The sequence below is a fragment of the Marinobacter sp. LQ44 genome (genome assembly GCF_001447155.2).
GTDB lineage: Bacteria > Pseudomonadota > Gammaproteobacteria > Pseudomonadales > Oleiphilaceae > Marinobacter.
Map to the genome: position 1 here is coordinate 1,172,979 of NZ_CP014754.1, position 16,106 is coordinate 1,189,084.

Annotated in this window: 17 protein-coding genes; 6 read left to right on the plus strand and 11 right to left on the minus strand. The window is 57.5% G+C overall.

Annotation, left to right across the window (positions count from 1 at the left end):
• Positions 1 to 128: 128 nt before the first annotated feature.
• Together ASQ50_RS05430 and dctP are read left to right on the plus strand one after the other, a co-directional pair.
• Positions 129 to 509, plus strand: a complete 381-nt coding sequence (locus ASQ50_RS05430) for a DUF4168 domain-containing protein (RefSeq protein WP_058092126.1) — start codon at positions 129 to 131, stop codon at positions 507 to 509.
• Between the two features lie 171 nt (positions 510 to 680).
• Positions 681 to 1,736 (plus strand): TRAP transporter substrate-binding protein DctP, encoded by a 1,056-nt coding sequence (dctP, locus tag ASQ50_RS05435; protein ID WP_058092127.1) that lies wholly within the window; start codon positions 681 to 683, stop codon positions 1,734 to 1,736.
• Here the strand turns inward: dctP and ASQ50_RS05440 are convergent.
• Genes ASQ50_RS05440 through ASQ50_RS05450 form a run of 3 tightly spaced genes read right to left on the minus strand, consistent with a single transcriptional unit; the run spans position 1,733 to position 4,615 of the window.
• Positions 1,733 to 2,536 (minus strand): mechanosensitive ion channel family protein, encoded by an 804-nt coding sequence (locus ASQ50_RS05440; protein ID WP_058092128.1) that lies wholly within the window; start codon positions 2,534 to 2,536, stop codon positions 1,733 to 1,735. The two genes, dctP and ASQ50_RS05440, sit on opposite strands and share 4 nt — an antisense overlap.
• Positions 2,537 to 2,545: 9 nt before the next feature.
• Positions 2,546 to 3,757: a hypothetical protein gene (locus ASQ50_RS05445; RefSeq protein WP_058092129.1), complete on the minus strand. Its 1,212-nt coding sequence runs from the start codon at positions 3,755 to 3,757 to the stop codon at positions 2,546 to 2,548.
• 18 nt (positions 3,758 to 3,775) lie between these two features.
• Positions 3,776 to 4,615, minus strand: a complete 840-nt coding sequence (locus ASQ50_RS05450; protein WP_058092130.1) for a 23S rRNA (adenine(2030)-N(6))-methyltransferase RlmJ — start codon at positions 4,613 to 4,615, stop codon at positions 3,776 to 3,778.
• A gap of 157 nt (positions 4,616 to 4,772) precedes the next feature.
• On the opposite strand from ASQ50_RS05450, the gene ASQ50_RS05455 reads away from it, so the two are divergent.
• Positions 4,773 to 6,086 carry an MFS transporter gene (locus tag ASQ50_RS05455; protein ID WP_058092131.1) on the plus strand — a complete coding sequence of 438 codons (1,314 nt, stop codon included), beginning with the start codon at positions 4,773 to 4,775 and terminating at the stop codon, positions 6,084 to 6,086.
• 8 nt (positions 6,087 to 6,094) lie between these two features.
• Here the strand turns inward: ASQ50_RS05455 and ASQ50_RS05460 are convergent, their stop codons facing one another.
• The 6 genes from ASQ50_RS05460 to trxC form a co-directional block, all read right to left on the minus strand.
• Positions 6,095 to 6,463, minus strand: a complete 369-nt coding sequence (locus ASQ50_RS05460; protein WP_058092132.1) for a DUF4870 family protein — start codon at positions 6,461 to 6,463, stop codon at positions 6,095 to 6,097.
• 42 nt (positions 6,464 to 6,505) lie between these two features.
• Positions 6,506 to 8,146 (minus strand): methyl-accepting chemotaxis protein, encoded by a 1,641-nt coding sequence (locus ASQ50_RS05465; RefSeq protein WP_058092133.1) that lies wholly within the window; start codon positions 8,144 to 8,146, stop codon positions 6,506 to 6,508.
• Between the two features lie 216 nt (positions 8,147 to 8,362).
• The gene (locus tag ASQ50_RS05470) at positions 8,363 to 10,396 is read right to left on the minus strand and encodes a PhoX family protein (protein WP_058092134.1); all 2,034 of its coding nucleotides are present in this window, start codon (positions 10,394 to 10,396) and stop codon (positions 8,363 to 8,365) included.
• Between the two features lie 586 nt (positions 10,397 to 10,982).
• Positions 10,983 to 11,249, minus strand: coding sequence for a DksA/TraR family C4-type zinc finger protein (locus ASQ50_RS05475; RefSeq protein WP_076657156.1), 267 nt, complete (start codon positions 11,247 to 11,249; stop codon positions 10,983 to 10,985).
• Between the two features lie 34 nt (positions 11,250 to 11,283).
• A complete protein-coding gene (locus tag ASQ50_RS05480) occupies positions 11,284 to 11,586 on the minus strand; it encodes a hypothetical protein (protein ID WP_058092136.1) in 303 nt (100 codons plus the stop codon).
• Positions 11,587 to 11,613: 27 nt separating this feature from the next.
• Positions 11,614 to 12,054 carry a thioredoxin TrxC gene (gene trxC / locus ASQ50_RS05485; protein WP_058092137.1) on the minus strand — a complete coding sequence of 147 codons (441 nt, stop codon included), beginning with the start codon at positions 12,052 to 12,054 and terminating at the stop codon, positions 11,614 to 11,616.
• A 368-nt stretch (positions 12,055 to 12,422) separates the two neighbouring features.
• Between trxC and ASQ50_RS05490 the strand changes: the two genes are divergently transcribed.
• Together ASQ50_RS05490 and ASQ50_RS20400 are read left to right on the plus strand one after the other, a co-directional pair.
• Positions 12,423 to 13,331 (plus strand): bestrophin family protein, encoded by a 909-nt coding sequence (locus ASQ50_RS05490; RefSeq protein ID WP_058092138.1) that lies wholly within the window; start codon positions 12,423 to 12,425, stop codon positions 13,329 to 13,331.
• A gap of 59 nt (positions 13,332 to 13,390) precedes the next feature.
• Positions 13,391 to 13,666 carry a type II toxin-antitoxin system ParD family antitoxin gene (locus ASQ50_RS20400; protein WP_076657158.1) on the plus strand — a complete coding sequence of 92 codons (276 nt, stop codon included), beginning with the start codon at positions 13,391 to 13,393 and terminating at the stop codon, positions 13,664 to 13,666.
• A 178-nt stretch (positions 13,667 to 13,844) separates the two neighbouring features.
• Here the strand turns inward: ASQ50_RS20400 and ASQ50_RS05495 are convergent, their stop codons facing one another.
• Both ASQ50_RS05495 and ASQ50_RS05500 read right to left on the minus strand, forming a co-directional pair.
• Positions 13,845 to 14,138, minus strand: coding sequence for a hypothetical protein (locus ASQ50_RS05495; RefSeq protein ID WP_058092139.1), 294 nt, complete (start codon positions 14,136 to 14,138; stop codon positions 13,845 to 13,847).
• A gap of 79 nt (positions 14,139 to 14,217) precedes the next feature.
• Positions 14,218 to 14,469, minus strand: a complete 252-nt coding sequence (locus tag ASQ50_RS05500; protein ID WP_058092140.1) for a hypothetical protein — start codon at positions 14,467 to 14,469, stop codon at positions 14,218 to 14,220.
• A 231-nt stretch (positions 14,470 to 14,700) separates the two neighbouring features.
• On the opposite strand from ASQ50_RS05500, the gene ASQ50_RS05505 reads away from it, so the two are divergent.
• Positions 14,701 to 15,954 (plus strand): alkane 1-monooxygenase, encoded by a 1,254-nt coding sequence (locus ASQ50_RS05505; RefSeq protein WP_058092141.1) that lies wholly within the window; start codon positions 14,701 to 14,703, stop codon positions 15,952 to 15,954.
• Positions 15,955 to 16,106: the final 152 nt, after the last annotated feature.

The following is a 16,106-nucleotide window of genomic DNA, read 5'->3' on the forward strand; positions in this document are numbered from 1 at the left end:
ATAACCAACTGTTTTTATTGATCTTAATGCCATTTTGAAAAGTTGGCACAGCACTTGTTATGTCTTTGGCGTGTTTCACAAATCGGCGGAACGTCTTAATGACCCGCCAAACCTCAAGGAGCTTGTTTATGAATAAACTGCTGATTTCCATTACCGCTTCCCTGGCCATGCTCGCGGCTGCACCTGCCATTGCCCAGCAAGATGCCCAGCAAGGCGCTGAATACGCAGACCCAGCGGCTCAGAATGCTCAGGATGCCAACTACAGCGATTCCGAGCTGCAGCAGTTCGTGGAAGCACAATCCGGCGTCATGGAAGTTCGTGAGGACTACATTGCCAAGATTGAAGCGGCTGATTCCCAGCAAGAGGCCCAGGAACTGCAAATGGAAGCCAACGACAAAATGGTGGGCGTGATCGAGGAAGTCGGTATGGATATTCCGACCTATAACGCCATCGCGACGGCTTACAGCAGCAACCCGGAAGTACGTAACCGCGTTGACTCCATGATGTAAACGAACCCTGCAAACCGGTTCGTCCCTCAGCCCCGCACCAGGCGGGGCTTTTTATTTCCTGCCCTGTAATATTGCCCCTCTCCGGATCTGCCTACCGGGCTATCTTGTGGTACCTTTTCCGTCAGGAGAAACCAACAGCTTTTCATCTTTCCGGACCGGAGTCCGCCCGCTATGATCAAAAACCACGTCCGCCACTGGCTGGCACTGGCAGCCTGCACCGCGATGCTTTCCGGATGTTCCGACGCCCCTTCACCCGGCGACCAAAGCAGCCAGCAAACCATCTCGGAGAAATACCCGATTACCTGGCGTTTTGCCCTGGAAGAGATTGAAGGCAGCGTGCAGCATCAGTACGCAGAAGCATTCCGCGCCCATATTGAGGATATTTCGGACGGCCTTATTGAGGTGGACGTCTTTCCTTACGGGTCTCTGGGTACCTCCACGCAGCTCACCGAACTGGCCCGCAATGGCTCGGTGAACCTGGCCTTTGCCTCGCCCGGGCACCTGGCCGACACGGTTCCGGAAGCCGGCATTTTCAACCTGCACTTTCTTATACCCGAGCAACCGGAAGCCGCGCGGCAGTTGCTGGAAGATCCGGAGTTGATCTCACAGTTCCAGCAGCCCTACCAGCAAACCGGCCTGCAATTACTGGGCTTTATTTCGGAAGGCTGGATGACCTGGACCGCCAATCAGCCCCTGCGCTCGCCAGACGACTTCCAGGGCCTGCGCATCCGTACGATGACGTCAGACATGGCTGCCGAGGCTTACCGTGCGTACGGGGCGGAGCCGGTTCAGACGCCCTATTCCCAAGTCTACAGTGACCTTCAGCTACGCAAGATCGACGGCCAGACCAACCCGGTGTTTGCCATTGAGGAAATGGATTTCCATGAAGTGCAGACCACCCTCACCATGGCACAGGCGTCCTATTTTGTCGCCTCGATCGTGTCTAATCAGCAGTGGTACAACAACCTGCCCGAACAGGAACGCACCTGGCTGAACGAGGCGGTGCGGGATCTGGCGGAGTTCGCCTGGGACAGCCAGGAAGCCCTTAATCAGCAGCGACTGGAGCGCATGGTGGAAACCGGCGGAATTCAGGTAATCCGGCTTAACCAGGAGGAGCGGGAACGATTCCGGCAAGCCAGCCTGCCGGTACGGGACAAATACCTTGAACAGACCGGTGAAACCGGCCGGGCCCTGCTGGAATTTGTGGACGAATGGACGCAGCCCTAGGCTGCGTCTGTCACCCGTTTTGATACCATCCGAACGCCTTCCCGGGCACAGACATCGGCCGCCCTTGCGGTCAGGTCCGAGATAAACCGGCTCTGCTCCCTGGGCTCCAATGGGTAGGCCTTGAGGCGATAGCGCATGGCGTCGTCAGTGGCGGAAACGGTCACAATCACCGGCTGATAGGTTTTGGTCAATGGGCAGGTAAACACCACGTCCCGAAACAGCTGCTGCATCCGCGCCACGTTGTGGTTTGGGTCCAGGTGCAGCTCGGCCACACACATCAGGTTGTCGGTGCCGTCATTGCCGTTCGCCAGCAGGGTATTCCACAACAGGCTGTGGGGAATCACGATCACGGTGTCATCCAGGGTGACAATCTCCGCTGCCCTAGTACCGATCGACCTCACCTCACCGTACCGACCGTTCACCTCAATCCAGTCCCCCGGGCGATAAGGCATCTCATAGAGGGTCACAATGCCCGCGATCAGACTGTTGGCGTAATCCTTGAAGGCAAACCCCAGCGCCAGGCCCAGGGCCCCGAAAATTGCCACCATGTTCTCAAAAGACGGCTCCACCAGGATGGGCACCACCGTCACAATGGTCAGCACAATAATCAGTAACCGCAGAAGCGGTACTGACGCCAGCAGGTAAAGCCTGAGTTTGCCCCCGAGCTTCCCCGCGAGGGCCGGGAGCAGCTTTTGCACCAGCATGATCACTAAAGATGCCAGTATCACCACCATCAATGCATTCAGCAACGCGTCAGTAGTGATCGAAGCAAATGTCTCCCTGAAACCGAAATCGCCCATCGAGATCTCCTAGAAACCATCCACGGGATAGCCCCGGGCCTGAAGGTTCTTGCGAACGGCGGAGTACCCCAGTGGGGTGACCCGATACACATCCGATTCAGGTGCTCGGCCAACCAGCTCGGACCGGATTAGCCGGTCCAGAGTCAAGGCAATATCCTGTTTCTGTAGCCCGGTCACCAATGCCACCTGCTCGGTATCAAGGCCGTCGTGCAACAACAAGGCATGCAGAATGTGGCTCGGCTGTCGCCCGGCACTCGCAGGCACCGAGGGCAGGCTGATCTGATCCAGCGGAGCAACCCAGCACCGACGCCCGGCCAGCCGGACAACTTCCTTGCCCGAGTCTTCATCGTCTTTCTCAGGCCGGGCCCGCAAGGTACGTTGCCAGATGGCGAGCGCAACGCCCCGGTTGCCCCGAGCAAGGGTTGCCAGGTCTTGGTTAAAGCTGCTGTATTTCAGGTCAGAGTCCTGCCCGGGTGCCGGCAGAACATACAACCCATCGCGGGTCATTCTGGCAGTAACCTGCTGCTCTCCCTGGCCGGACGCCAGGTAATCCAGCCACCGGGTCAATTGCTCACCAGTCAGCGGCGCCAGGGTGTAAGGTGCCAGGCTGAGCTCCGGTGAATACTGGCGCCAGAACTGCCAGCACCAGCTGGAACAGCCAACCATGCCATTACCGGCATGGTCCAGCGCGATGCGAGCGAAGAGTTCCCGAAGCAGATTCAGCCCGCCCGGATGCCTGAGCCAGAAATCCGCAAGTTCCGGAATCACCCAGTCGCCGCCGGACAGTTGTTCATCCCACCAGGCGCCAGCGTCCTGCTCTGTCATCAACAGGTTATCCGGAGGTGTCAGCACTCTCCGGGACAGGCAGCGCAGGGCTTCCTTCACCCCGGAAAACGGAGGCGCCACCACAAAGTTCACCTCACGATGGCTGGCTCCGTCACGGTGTAGCTGATCGAACTGGTCCACCAATACCTGCGCCAGCAATGCGGCATCCGGTTCCGGTGCAAATTCCTTCAGCCGATCCCCAGACAGCATCGGCAGATCATCCAGGCTCTGGAATGCCTGCTCCTCCGGGCTGATACCGGCTCTCAACTGGTCAAGAATGTCCCGAAAGGCGCCGCGGATGGTTTTCTGAACCGAGGTCTCAGGGGTTTTCCATTGGTCCAGCGCAATCAGTCCGCCAGGCAGATACGGGTGGTCTTCTACAACGTCATTCGCCAATGCGATACTCCCGCCAGATTATTCCGGAACCAGCCAGCTCAGGGACTGAGATAAGCCAAGCCCTGCGTCGCCCTGCACATCATCCATCATAGCCACGAAGCGTTGTTCAAAGCCCCAGGGCGGATTCACCACCAACAAACCTGAACCGACCATGCCGCGCTCCGGCGGTTGATCCAGCCGCACCTCATGGCGCAGGATCTTGCGCACGTCGCCTTTTTCCAGCTCGCTAATCAGGCGCTGCTCCAATCCGCTGGTCAGGATGGGATACCAGATAAGATAGACCCCGTGACGGCATTTTTTCCATGCCTTGTGCAAAGTATCCGAAACCTGCTGGTAATCGTCTTTGATCTCATAGGAGGGATCGATCAGGGTCAGCAGTCTTGGCTGGGGCGGCGGCAACTGTCGGACCAGTCCTGCCAGTCCATCCTGCTGCAGCACCCGGACACCGGCATCACGAGCCCAGATTTCCAGGGCTCGCCCCTCGGACGGGTGCAGTTCAAAGGCCGTCACGGAATCACCAGGGCGGGCAAATTCCGCAAACCAGGCGGGAGAACCGGGATAATGGGCCAGGGTTTCACCAGCACCATTATGACGTGCCAACACCTCCAGCATCGGGCGCCAGTCCATTGACGCCAGCCTCTGGCGCATGGCCCACAATCGCTGGATACCGCTGTCGGCCTCCGCCGTTTTCCTGGCCCGGTCGCTGGCCAGATCGTACATCGCACTGCCGGCGTGGGTATCAAAACAGGCAATCGGGGTCTTTTTCGCCTGCATCATGGCCAGCGCCAGCGTGAGGGCAGCGTGTTTTTGCACATCGGCAAAGTTGCCAGCGTGAAAGGCGTGAAGGTAACTCAGCATAGGGGGCTCCTGATCTCAGGCGCCCATTAAGCATCACCTGCCGGGCCCAGGCAACCCTGCTGGAAGCCCGCAACGTGGCACTTGCACCCTCCAAGCCGGTGATCAGGCACCCGGCAACCTGCTATGCTTGCGCTCTTGTGAAATAAGGAGAACAACCTTGCCTGGCCAGAGTAACGCCCCCGTTGACCAGCTGTATGCCCTCATCGCTAACGAAGAAGACGCCAGGGTCTGCAAAGACATTCCCGAGGAGGCCTGTCGGGAGGTACCCAGGAATTTCTTTCTGATTCTTGCGGCCAATGTTTTGACCAAGCTCGGCGACCTTCTGATCAGCCCGAAAACCGTTCTGGCGTGGATGATGAGCGCCGTCGGCGCCCCTGCCCTGGTGGCCTGGCTGGTGCCGATACGGGAATCCGGTTCCATGGTGCCTCAAATGGTGATTGCCGCCTGGGTTCGGCGCAAGGCGGTGCGCAAGTGGTTCTGGACACTGGGTAGCTTCGGGCAGTCAGTCAGCGTGGTTGGTATGGCCGCCAGCGTATGGTTTCTGGAAGGTTATGCTGCCGGCCTGGGCATCATTGCAGGGTTAGTGGTGTTTTCCCTGGCCCGGGGCTTTTGCTCGGTGGCCATGAAAGACGTTCAGGGCAAGTGCATCCCGAAAACCCGTCGGGGCCGGTTGTCTGGCCTTGCCACCACCATTGGCGGCTCCCTGACGGTCGCCATGACCGCTCTGCTGTTCTGGGATCGTGGCGATCCAACCCTCGGGTTCTACAGCCTGCTTCTGCTGCTCGCAGCCGCGCTGTGGATCATCGCCGGTGTTCTGTTCGCCAGTGTGGAAGAATTCCCCGGTGAAACCGGCGGCGGCAACAATGCCATGACCGAAGCCATTCAGAGTTTGTCGCTGCTGAGAGACGATGCGCCCTTTCGCCACTTCGTGGTAACCCGTGCCCTGCTGCTATGCTCGGCCTTGGCGTCGCCCTATTTCGTAGTGCTGGCGCAGAAGCAATCGGATATCGGCTGGATGCTTGGGGTGTTTCTGTTGGCCAGTAGCTTGGCCAGCTCGGTCAGTGCCAGTTTCTGGGGCTGGGCGGCAGATACCTCAAGCCGGCGGGTCATCATACGGGGCGCAGCCATGGCCAGCGCCGTCTGCCTGTTGGTGGGCTTCAGTGCCTTGATCTTCGGGCCGGATGTAGGCGGCGCCTGGTTCTACCCCGCCGCATTCTTTGTTCTGAGCATCGCCCATGCCGGCGTGCGCCTGGGGCGTAAAACCTACCTGGTGGATATGGCCGGCGGCAACAAACGCACAGACTATACCGCCGTCAGCAATACGGTGATCGGGGTTCTGCTGCTGGTAACCGGGGGGATTACCGCCGCGCTTTCGCTGATTTCAGACATCGCGGTGATTATCGTACTGGGGCTGATGGGCTTTACCGGAATGGTCAGCGCCCTGCGCCTGAAAGAGGTCACTGAAGACTGAGTATCCCGTTACTCGGGTGCCTTGCCGTCGTTCAGCGCCAGGGCGCCTTTAACAATGCGATAAATCACCCAGATGGCCATCCCCAGAAGGATAAACCAGCCAATAATAACCATCAGGGTAATGGTGCCGATCACCAGCCACAGCAGACCAATCCAGAAGGTGCGGATCTGCCAGCGAAAATGAGGCTCAATCCAGGTGCCACGCACCTCATCCATCTTGACGTAGTTGATGATCACCCCGACCAGCGCCGTGATCCCGCCAAGAAAGAAGGCCAGCCCCTGCAAAATATAGACAATAATCGCCAGGTTGCGGGCGGAATCCGCCCCCTGCGGTTTGTTCTGATCCGATTCAGCGGGAATAAACTCAGGCTCAACCACACTCAACTCCTATCAACCAAACCCGCAGCATAGCAGCGAACCTCAGTACCTGGAAGGCCGATAGCCGATCCGGAAACCACCCCAGTGCTTGCCGTTAACAAAGATGGGCACCGACAGGTCATGCATGATTTCACCGGTATCGCGCCGGTAGGTTTGCAACAACATGTCCTGAGTGTGGCTACCACAACGAATACCGGTGCGATCATTGAACAGTCGCTTACTCCGGCTTTTCACCAGATCCACTTCGGGGTTACCGGTGGGCGGGTGGGCAAAATCCCGATTGTGGGTTGGCACGTAGCCATCCGGGGCGCAGGCAATGGAGAAGACGATGGCATCGTGGGAATTCTTGATGCTCTCCTGCACCGCTGGCAGTACCTGGTCAGTGAAACGGTCGAAGGCGCTACTGTATTGCTGGGGGTTGGTGTTCGGGATCGGCTCTCGCTTCTTCTCGAATAGGGCCGATTCGCTCAGTTTGCCCTGCTCAATGGCCTGCTCAAAAAGCTCACCGATCTGGGCGGCCCCCGCACGCGCCTGATCAAAGAACGATCGGTGGTAACTCTGGCTACTGTTCAACGCAAACGCGGCATTGGCGTTTTCCGACAGTTCCATCAGAGTGGCCGCCTGATCCGCCAGCGACGCCACACTGCTGTCGCTTTCAGCAATATGATCTCGCACCGATTCAATGGCAGAGAACACCTGTTCCAGACTCTGCTCATTGGCCTGGTCAATCTCTGCAATGCGGGCAACCTGCTGCTGCACCCGGTCGGATTGGTCGCGAATCAGATCCAGCTGCGCGCCAACGCTTTCAACGGATGTCAGCCCCTGCTCCACGGAGCGGGCCAGGTCCTCAATACGGGCAACGATCAGGGAAGTATCGCCCTGGATTTCTTCCAGGGTTTCCGCCACTTCGCTGGTCGCTTGTGCAGTGCGCCCCGCCAGCTGTCGAACCTCATCTGCCACCACGGCAAAGCCCCGGCCCTGATCACCGGCCCGCGCTGCTTCGATAGCGGCGTTCAGGGCCAGCAGGTTGGTCTGCTCAGCAATGCCCTGGATAGTAGAGGTAACGCCCTGAATCTTGGTGGACTTTTCATTCAGTGCCTGAATCAGGCTGAGATTCTCTCCTGACTGCTGATGCACAATCCGGACACTTTCAATGGCGGAAACCAACGCCTGGCGCCCCTCAACGCTGACTTCCCGGTTCTGCAACGCCATGGTGGCGGCGTTGGTGGCCTGTTCGGACGACTCACGAACAGACTCGGTTATCTTACCGGCGTAATCGGCCATCTGGGCGGTTTCTTCCACCTGCCGGTCGAGGCGTTTTTTCACCTGATCCGCCGCGTAGGACACTTCGGCCGCGGAAATGGCGTTCTTGTCGGCACTGTCAGACAGGGTCTCCACCAACGCCTTGCCTGCACGGGCGTCCTCCAGCAACTGCTGGCATTGGGCTCTCAGAGGGTGGCCCTCCGCAAGCGAGCCATCATTCAGGCCGGCAATACCTTTCTCGATCGGCTCCAGTACCCGCGCAATCAGATAGCCGGCCGCCACCGCCAGACCAAGCACCAGACCGATCAACATCGAGGCCGCATCCAGCCCTAACAACGGTGCCACCCACAGGCAGACAATGCCGAGCGCAACAGCAATGCCCACCCCCCAAATAATTGCAGCGCGATCGAGTAAGCCCATGGTGCCCTCTTCTTTATCATTGCGTACGCAAACATTTTGTTATTTAAGGCCAGTGTTGAGAGTAAAGAATTGATACAGGTTAATAACTCATACTTTAGTGGATTCTGCATGCCACTACTGGCTCCCTGATCAATTTATCGGCAGATTCCCGGGAATCTGTAACAAAAAAACCGCACCCCGAAGGGTACGGTTTTCAGGGCGGAACGTGACGGAGCGTTAGCTGCCGATCTTGCCACCGTCATCCTTGGTGATCACCACCGTGGCAGAACGCGGAATGCTGTTTCCGCCGTCTGGCCAGTGGCTGATCAGGTTACCGTTCTCAAACTCATCACGGCTTGTTGTTGCGCCAGGGTGCTGCACGTTGATAAACATTGTGCGCTGGTCCGGGGTGGTGACAACGCCGGTGATTTCCTGGCCAATAGGGCCTGTCAGGAATCGGCGCAATACGCCATTGACCGGGTCTGCAGCCAGCATCTGGTTATTACCGAACTGGGCAAAATCGCCACTGTTCTGGACGCTTTCACTGATGTCGGTCTGGATCCACAGACGGGAATCTGCGTCGAACCAAAGGCCATCGGGGTTAACAAATTTCTGATCATCATCCAGACCAGCATTCTGAAACTCCGAATCGTCCTCAGGACCAGCCAGCAGGAAGATATCCCAGTTGAATACCATGGCAGTTCCAGAGTCATTTCCTTCCTGCCAGCGAATGATATGTCCCCAGGGATTGGCAGCACGCGGGTTGGCTTCATCACTCTCTTCCCGGCGGGAGTTGTTGGTCAGTGTGAAGTACACCTCGCGGGTGTTTGGATCTACTGCCCCCCACTCAGGACGGTCCATTTTGGTAGCACCGACCGCATCGGCAGCAGAGCGTGTACGTACCAACACATCCGCCTGGCTGCTGAAGCCATTCTCAGCAGTCAACTCACCCAAGCCAAGGACCAGGGGAATCCACTCGCCGCTGCCGTCTTCGTTAAACTTGGCGACGTATAAGGTACCAGAATCCAAAAGGTGTCCACCGGCCGTAGCGGCATGGTATGGCTGGGCACTAACGAACTTGTAGATGTACTCAAAGCGCGCGTCATCACCGGAGTAACAGACAACCGGCTGACCCTCGATTGCAGGAGCAAAGACGACCCCTTCGTGGGCAAAGCGACCCAACGCCGTTCGTTTGACCGGTTTGGAGGTTGAATCGAACGGATCGAACTCCACCATCCAGCCAAAGCAATGGGGCTCATTACGGAAGTCATCCGTTGCAGACGCACCGGACGGAGTGGCGTTAAATCGGGTGTACTGCTCTTCGCCGCTCTGCGCCAGTTCCCACGCATAGCGGGACGAACCCGAGGAGTTAACACCGTAGCGGCTTTGGGAATCCGGCTGCTCATCGGTGTTGAGGAAGTAACCCGCCCAATTCTCCTCAGACATCATGTAAGTGTTCCAGGGTGTTACGCCATGAGCACAGTTGTTCAGGGTTCCACGGGTTTCGGTACCGGCCGGGCTGAACTGGGTTTTGACAAAATCAGAGCCCCGGACAGGACCGGAAATTTCCATCGCAGTCAGCGCGGTGATGCGACGGTTGAACGAATCTCCTGGCACAGGAGCCCACACACCGCTGGCATCACGCTGAACACGATAAACGGATATACCGTGCGCATTCATTTCACGAAGCACCTGATCGGTATCCCGGGTTGACTCATCAATCATCGGAAAAGAACCGCTGCCGAAGTTCTGACCTTGAGCAGCTTGATGCATGAAGCGGGGTTCGATGTATTCATGGTTCAGGACAAGCAAACCATCTTCCGAGCTACCCTCAATCGGGAAGTAATGCATGCCATCGTGGTGTGAACCGATCTGGGCCGCCTGATCAGCACCGGAGTTATCCAGTGAGAACTCAGGAAAAACGCCCTCGTTAGACAAGATCGGGTCGCCCCAGGCGCCAATCACACGAGCAGAATATCCTTCAGGCACGACAATGGAGTCCGCCTCACTCACGGGAACAGCCTTAAAGCCTACAAGGTCAGGCGCCGTTGTCGAACCGCCCGTACCGCCAGAGGAGCTTGAACCTCCGCATCCGGTCAGAGCTGCCCCGCCGAAAACGCCTGCAACGGCAGCTGCAAGACCGCCTTTCAATACGCCACGACGGGCGAGACGGGCCTCAAGAATAGAGTCGAAGGTGCGATTGCTGGAGTTATTACACTCAGGCTCGTAACCTGGGTCTTGATGAACGGGGTTGAGATTACGCTTATCCATGGTTTCTCTCTCTTATCGAGTTATGTTTCGGAAACCTGATGGTCGCGACTAATCATTGCGTTTGGTTGACGATGAGATTGCAAATGCTGGTCATATTTATGACAGCGGTAGCATCGATCACAAGATACCAAACAACACGGGCCTCGGAGGACAATGCTTCGAATGAGCGGGCGCTCTTCTCACAAAAAGTGGTGCCTCACTTCCATTTCGGCTCAGACCTATTATCTGCACTGGGTTCGTCAAACGATCTAAAACACAGGGGCTCGCTTGCTGCAGCTTTGACCTCCATCACCGCAGCCTTTGACGTAGTTGTTTTTGGTCTGCAAGCGATTGAATCATACAGTGCTGGGGATTTTGATACGGCTGCAGTGGAGGGCGGTTTGATGGCGGTGTCATCAGGACAACTAGCGCTAAGTGTCAGAGCCTTCAGGGCATATCGTGAGGCGAGAGCAGCGGCACTAGGGTTACAAGTTGCTTCTTCGGTCCGGGGGTTGTCAAGATTGGGTGGCTTCTACTCGGCGTTGTCGGTAGGTTTAACTGCATCCCTAATTGGAGGATTGGGAAACGATAGACCCCATCATCGTACTCACCTCAACTGGCTATCCTTACTGCCCCGCCGATTAAAACCGCGTGATGTCGATTGCTGCTTCTCAAGCGCAGACTGGCAAGCAATACAAAGCCGAACACCCGGAATTGCCTTGCGGCGAGCTTCGGGAATCGCCCGACCACACTCGTCACAATAGAGCGCACTCTCACCGCTACCAAGCTGACTCCGTGCCCTTTGCACTTCATCTTCAATACTCGCATCTATCTGATCCTGAACAGCGCCGTCCCGTGACCATCCACCTGCCATAGCGTTCTCCAATCGTCAATTGAATTGATTCAGCCTAGGGCACAAGAGGGTAGGCCGCCCTCACCTGCCTAATCACAATCCTGGCATCCTCCGGCTTCAACCCCTGCTTTCGCAACTGCGGCATCACCATCGCGCCCACCTTCTGGCAACGGGAGCTATCAATTCCGTGCTTTTGAAACACATCGGCAATGGCCTGTGGTTGGACATCCGGATTGGCTTTCAGCAGGTTGCCGATGTCGATGGCACAGGCCTGCTCTTCAGGGGCAGTGTTCTGTTTACTACGCCAGATCAGGACAGCCACGATGGCGACGAAAACACCGATGATCAGAAACTTCATGGCAAGGCACCTTTGTCCCGGCTTTTCCTAGCGAATACCCTGCGCTTGCAGCCACTGACTGATCTGGGCCTGATTCATGGCGCCACCCTGGCGCGCCACCTCCCGGCCGTTCTGGAACAGAATCAGGGTCGGTATGCTGCGAATCGCAAACTGACCGGCCGGCCCGGGGGCTTGCTCCGTATTCAGCTTGGCAAAGCGCACCTTCCCGCGCCAGGCCTTCGCGGCCTGCTCGAACTGGGGCGCCATCATTTTGCACGGGCCACACCAACTGGCCCAGAAGTCCACTAACACAGGCAGATCGCTGCGCCCGGTATGGGTAGCAAAGGTCTGCTCCGTTAGCTCCAGAACCTGATCCGGCCAAAGCGGTTGTTTGCAGGCGCCACAATTGCCGCCGGAGGACAACTTGTCGGCCGGTACGCGATTCACTTTCTGGCAATGGGGACATACCAGGTGTCGAACGTCAGTCATGATGAACGGGCCTCTGATTGGCTGATGTTAGAAATAATCAGGGCAGGAGAAGAGAAATCAAGAGGCACTAAAAATCGCGCATCTCACGAACACGTATCAACCGCTTTCCGCTACCATCAAAGTAAGTCGGTGTCAGAGGCTCAAGCGCTATGGGACTGTCGATAAAACAGTCGGAATTTACAGCCCCGGCGCCTGATCTCGCTGCCCCTGAAACCACCGGGTAATGCCAGGCAACGGCCAGAGTGCCGCCCTCCTCGTTTAAAAAAGCTTACCCCCTTGTGTAACGAGTGGGTTCTCCGTAAAAAGGCATAGGAATCACAACGGCCAACCCTCAGGCAAGGCCATCATCCATCCCAGGAGTGTTAACCGTGATTGTTCGCGAGCGCCCCGGCCCACTCCGGCTGTTGCTGGCCTGGAAAGGGTCTGTTGTCCCCCACATTCTGCCGCACATTCTGCTTACGGGAATGTTTGCAGCCGCCGTTACCTGGTTTTCGCGCCACCACTACCTCGACGGCATGTTCGACTACACACTTCTGCCGTTCACGATCATGGGCATCGCCCTGTCCATCTTTTTAAGCGTGCGCAACACTGCCACCTACGACCGCTGGTGGGAAGCCAGAAAACACTGGGGGCATATGGTGTACGAATTTCGCAGCCTGGCGCGGACTGGCACCATTTACCTGAGCCCGGAGCGACGCCGGGAGCTTCTGACCCGATGCCTCGCTCACGCTCACCTGCTGCGCGGCCAGTTGCGGGGAGAAGATGTACGGTCTGATCTGCCCGGGTCACTGGCGCCCGAACTCATTGACCAGGCCCTGAGCACACGCAACCCCGCCGCCTTCATGCTGCACCGGGCCGGAGATGTACTCGCCGAAGCCCACAAGGCGGGCGATCTGGATTCTGTAGCAACCGCGGCCGTAGACCAGCACCTTCATGGCCTCGCGGGCATTCAGGCGGCCTCGGAACGCATTGCCCTCACCCCGTTGCCCTTTACCTACACCCTGCTGGCTCACCGCACCGCGTATGTGTTCTGCTACCTGCTCCCGTTCGGGCTGGTAGGCGTCGCAGGCTGGTTTACGCCGGTGTTCACCGCCATCGTGGCCTACACGTTTTTCGGGCTGGATCGCCTGTCTGAACAGCTTGAGTTTCCCTTTGGCCGACACACCAACGACCTGCCGCTGGATGCCATCTGCCGCATTCATGAAATCAGTGTTGCCGAAGCCCTGGGCGACCCGGCACCCGAACCGCTGCAGCCGGTCAAATACCAGTTGCAGTAAGGGCCAGGCGGTTACAACGGCAGGCGCCCGGTTCTCTCCAGCCGCTCACTCACCCATTTGTGATACAGCTTTGCCAGCGCTGGCCGAAGATCCATGATCGGCAATGTCAGCCTCCTGTTGCCTCGGGCCGTTATCAAAATGCGAGCGAGGTACTTCGAGCCGGCCTGAGAATGGTCGAAGAAGCCGAGTCCCGATACGTCACGAAAATGAATGACCTCAGAGCCACCATTGTTGCGGGCCAGAAAGACCTGGACGCTGGCAAAACCAGAACCTTCACGGGCGACGAGTTCGCTACGTACCTTTCTGAACGTGCAGAGCAAGCCACCAGCAAATAAGTCTGTTCCGGTTCTCCTAACCGTGTATCCGCCAAACCGCCGCTAGCTCAAACCGTTCCAGACTTTACCCACAAAAGCTGTGGATAACTGTGTTGGAAACCTAGGGTTAACTAGGCGACAACCTTGCGCCACGCGGGCTCAGGAAAGTTGATGCAAAAACGGACGAATGCCGTTGAGATTACTGCACCATCTCGTCATAACCCTCTTCCATGGCATCACCGGCTTCATCGGCTGCTTCGCCCATTTCTTCACCGGCTTCCTCAGCACCTTCTTTCATTTCACCCCAGGCGCTTTCGTCCTGACCAGTGGCGTTTTCCCAGGTTTCTTCAGCAGCATCGGTGGCATCGTCCATCATCTCGCCAGCATTCTCGCCAGCCTGCTCAAAGTCTGCACCTTCATCGCTTTCAGAGCTGCAGGCCGCCAGGCCGAATGTTGCAACCAAGGCCAGTGCACTCAACGTGAGCTTGTTCATAACATATCCCTCTGTTGATACATGTTTAAGACGCCAACAGAGTAGTGCCGATGGTCCGTAAAAGGCAATTACCTGCCGATTACTCTTTGGTTAACCGCTGGCCGTCCACCATGATGACATGCTCCACGCCTACCACTTTACCTTTACCCAATACCAGAAAGTCATGACCGGCGCGGCTCAGGAGGTCGCGGATAACTTCATGCACTACGCATATCTGCCCGGCCGGGTCCCGGTACACGATCTCGGCCAGCTGCCGTGACCGCACGTATTCGCGAAGCCTTTCCTGAACGCTCCAGGAGATGATCGCTGGAGAAGGATTTGAGGCACTCATAGTTTCTTCCCTGTTGTTCTTGTTTTGACAAAGTCTGGACCAGAAGCGCAAGTCTTGCCACTTCCAATGAAAGACCATCAGCGCCATCCGGGGGCTCTGCCCGGTGTTGACACCTCAAACATTGTCATTCAGGGCCAAGGTCGCCATCGACCACACACGACTGTTGCATTGCACGATTGTCCGACATAAATTAAAAACACAAGAACCGAAGAACACCACGGAGAGTCAGACATGAATGCCAAAGTGAAAGGGTCCCCGGACTCCCAACAGGTAGACGCCAACTGGAAAGATCCCAAACGGTACATGTGGTTGCTGGGCCCCGCGCTTCCCGGCATTGGCCTGGCGGCGTTAACTGGCTATGCCCTGGCCCCGAAAAAACTCAAGGCCCTGGCCTGGACTGGTCCGGCTCTCGTGCATGGCATCATTCCCGCACTCGATCGCGCCATCGGCGAGGACAAGAGCAACCCGCCGGAGTCCGCTGTTAAGTCGCTTGAGCAAGACAAGTACTACGACCGCATTGTGAAGGCGTTTATTCCAACCCAGTACGCCATGACCTTTATGGGCGCCTGGCTAGCCAGCCGCAAGAAAACGCCCCTTGAAGACAAGATCGGCCTGACCCTGACCGTGGGCGCCATTAACGGTGTGGGTATCAACACCGCCCACGAGCTGGGCCACAAGCCCAACAAGCTGAACAAGTTGATGGCCATGGCAGCTCTGGCACCAACGGGTTATACCCATTTCGTGGTTGAGCATAATTTTGGCCACCACAAACGGGTGGCGACACCGGAAGACCCGGCCAGCAGCCGGATGGGCGAAAGTTTCTGGAAGTTCCTGCCCCGTACCGTGTTTGGCGGCATGAAGTCGGCAGTGAAGATTGAAAAAGCGCGGCTGGCCCGTAAAGGCAAGGGCTTCTGGAGCCTGGACAATGAGCTGCTGCAAGGCTGGGCCATGAGTGCCGGTTTCTTTGGCGCGACAACACTGGTTTGCGGCCCCAGGGCGGTGCCGTTCCTGGCGGCGCAGGCGGTGTATGGCGCAAGCCTGTTGGAGAGCGTGAATTACATTGAGCACTACGGCCTGCTGCGCCAGAAGGACAAGAACGGTAAGTATGAGCGCACGCAGCCGGAGCACAGCTGGAACAGTAATCATGTTGTGACCAACCTGTTCCTGTATCAGTTGCAGCGGCATTCAGACCATCACGCACACCCGGCCCGGAGTTACCAGGCCCTGAGGCATTTTGAGAAGGCGCCGCAGTTGCCGGGGGGGTATGCGTCGATGTTATTGCCGGCGTATTTGCCCCAGTGGTGGTACGAGACCATGGATAAGCGGGTAATTGACCACTACGAGGGGGATCTGTCGAAGATCAACTGGGACCCTGATCGTAAGGAGGAGCTGATGGCCAAGTATGCGGATTACGCTGCGAAAGTGGCGGCGGAGGCTGCGGCTCGGCGGGCTTCTGGTTCTTCTTCGGAGTCTGAGGCAGCCTGAGTCCGGGAGTTATGTTTCGGCCCTAGCCTTCGGGTTAGGTGCCGGCGGCGGGTTGGGGCCACCCTTCCGGGAGACGCCGTGAACCCATCCATGGGGGCTTGAGCGCAGCATCCCTGCTGCGCACACTCCCGGAAGGGTGGCCCCAACCCGCC

Bases quoted from the DNA above. Each gene is read 5' to 3' on its own strand.
- ASQ50_RS05430 (WP_058092126.1), top strand. From the start codon at position 129: ATGAATAAACTGCTGATTTCCATTACCGCTTCCCTGGCCATGCTCGCG.
- trxC (WP_058092137.1), bottom strand. From the start codon at position 12,054: ATGACTGACGTTCGACACCTGGTATGTCCCCATTGCCAGAAAGTGAAT.
- dctP (WP_058092127.1), top strand. From the start codon at position 681: ATGATCAAAAACCACGTCCGCCACTGGCTGGCACTGGCAGCCTGCACC.
- ASQ50_RS05440 (WP_058092128.1), bottom strand. From the start codon at position 2,536: ATGGGCGATTTCGGTTTCAGGGAGACATTTGCTTCGATCACTACTGAC.
- ASQ50_RS05500 (WP_058092140.1), bottom strand. From the start codon at position 14,469: ATGAGTGCCTCAAATCCTTCTCCAGCGATCATCTCCTGGAGCGTTCAG.
- ASQ50_RS05470 (WP_058092134.1), bottom strand. From the start codon at position 10,396: ATGGATAAGCGTAATCTCAACCCCGTTCATCAAGACCCAGGTTACGAG.
- ASQ50_RS05465 (WP_058092133.1), bottom strand. From the start codon at position 8,146: ATGGGCTTACTCGATCGCGCTGCAATTATTTGGGGGGTGGGCATTGCT.
- ASQ50_RS05475 (WP_076657156.1), bottom strand. From the start codon at position 11,249: ATGGCAGGTGGATGGTCACGGGACGGCGCTGTTCAGGATCAGATAGAT.
- ASQ50_RS05450 (WP_058092130.1), bottom strand. From the start codon at position 4,615: ATGCTGAGTTACCTTCACGCCTTTCACGCTGGCAACTTTGCCGATGTG.
- ASQ50_RS05480 (WP_058092136.1), bottom strand. From the start codon at position 11,586: ATGAAGTTTCTGATCATCGGTGTTTTCGTCGCCATCGTGGCTGTCCTG.
- ASQ50_RS05495 (WP_058092139.1), bottom strand. From the start codon at position 14,138: ATGAACAAGCTCACGTTGAGTGCACTGGCCTTGGTTGCAACATTCGGC.
- ASQ50_RS05505 (WP_058092141.1), top strand. From the start codon at position 14,701: ATGAATGCCAAAGTGAAAGGGTCCCCGGACTCCCAACAGGTAGACGCC.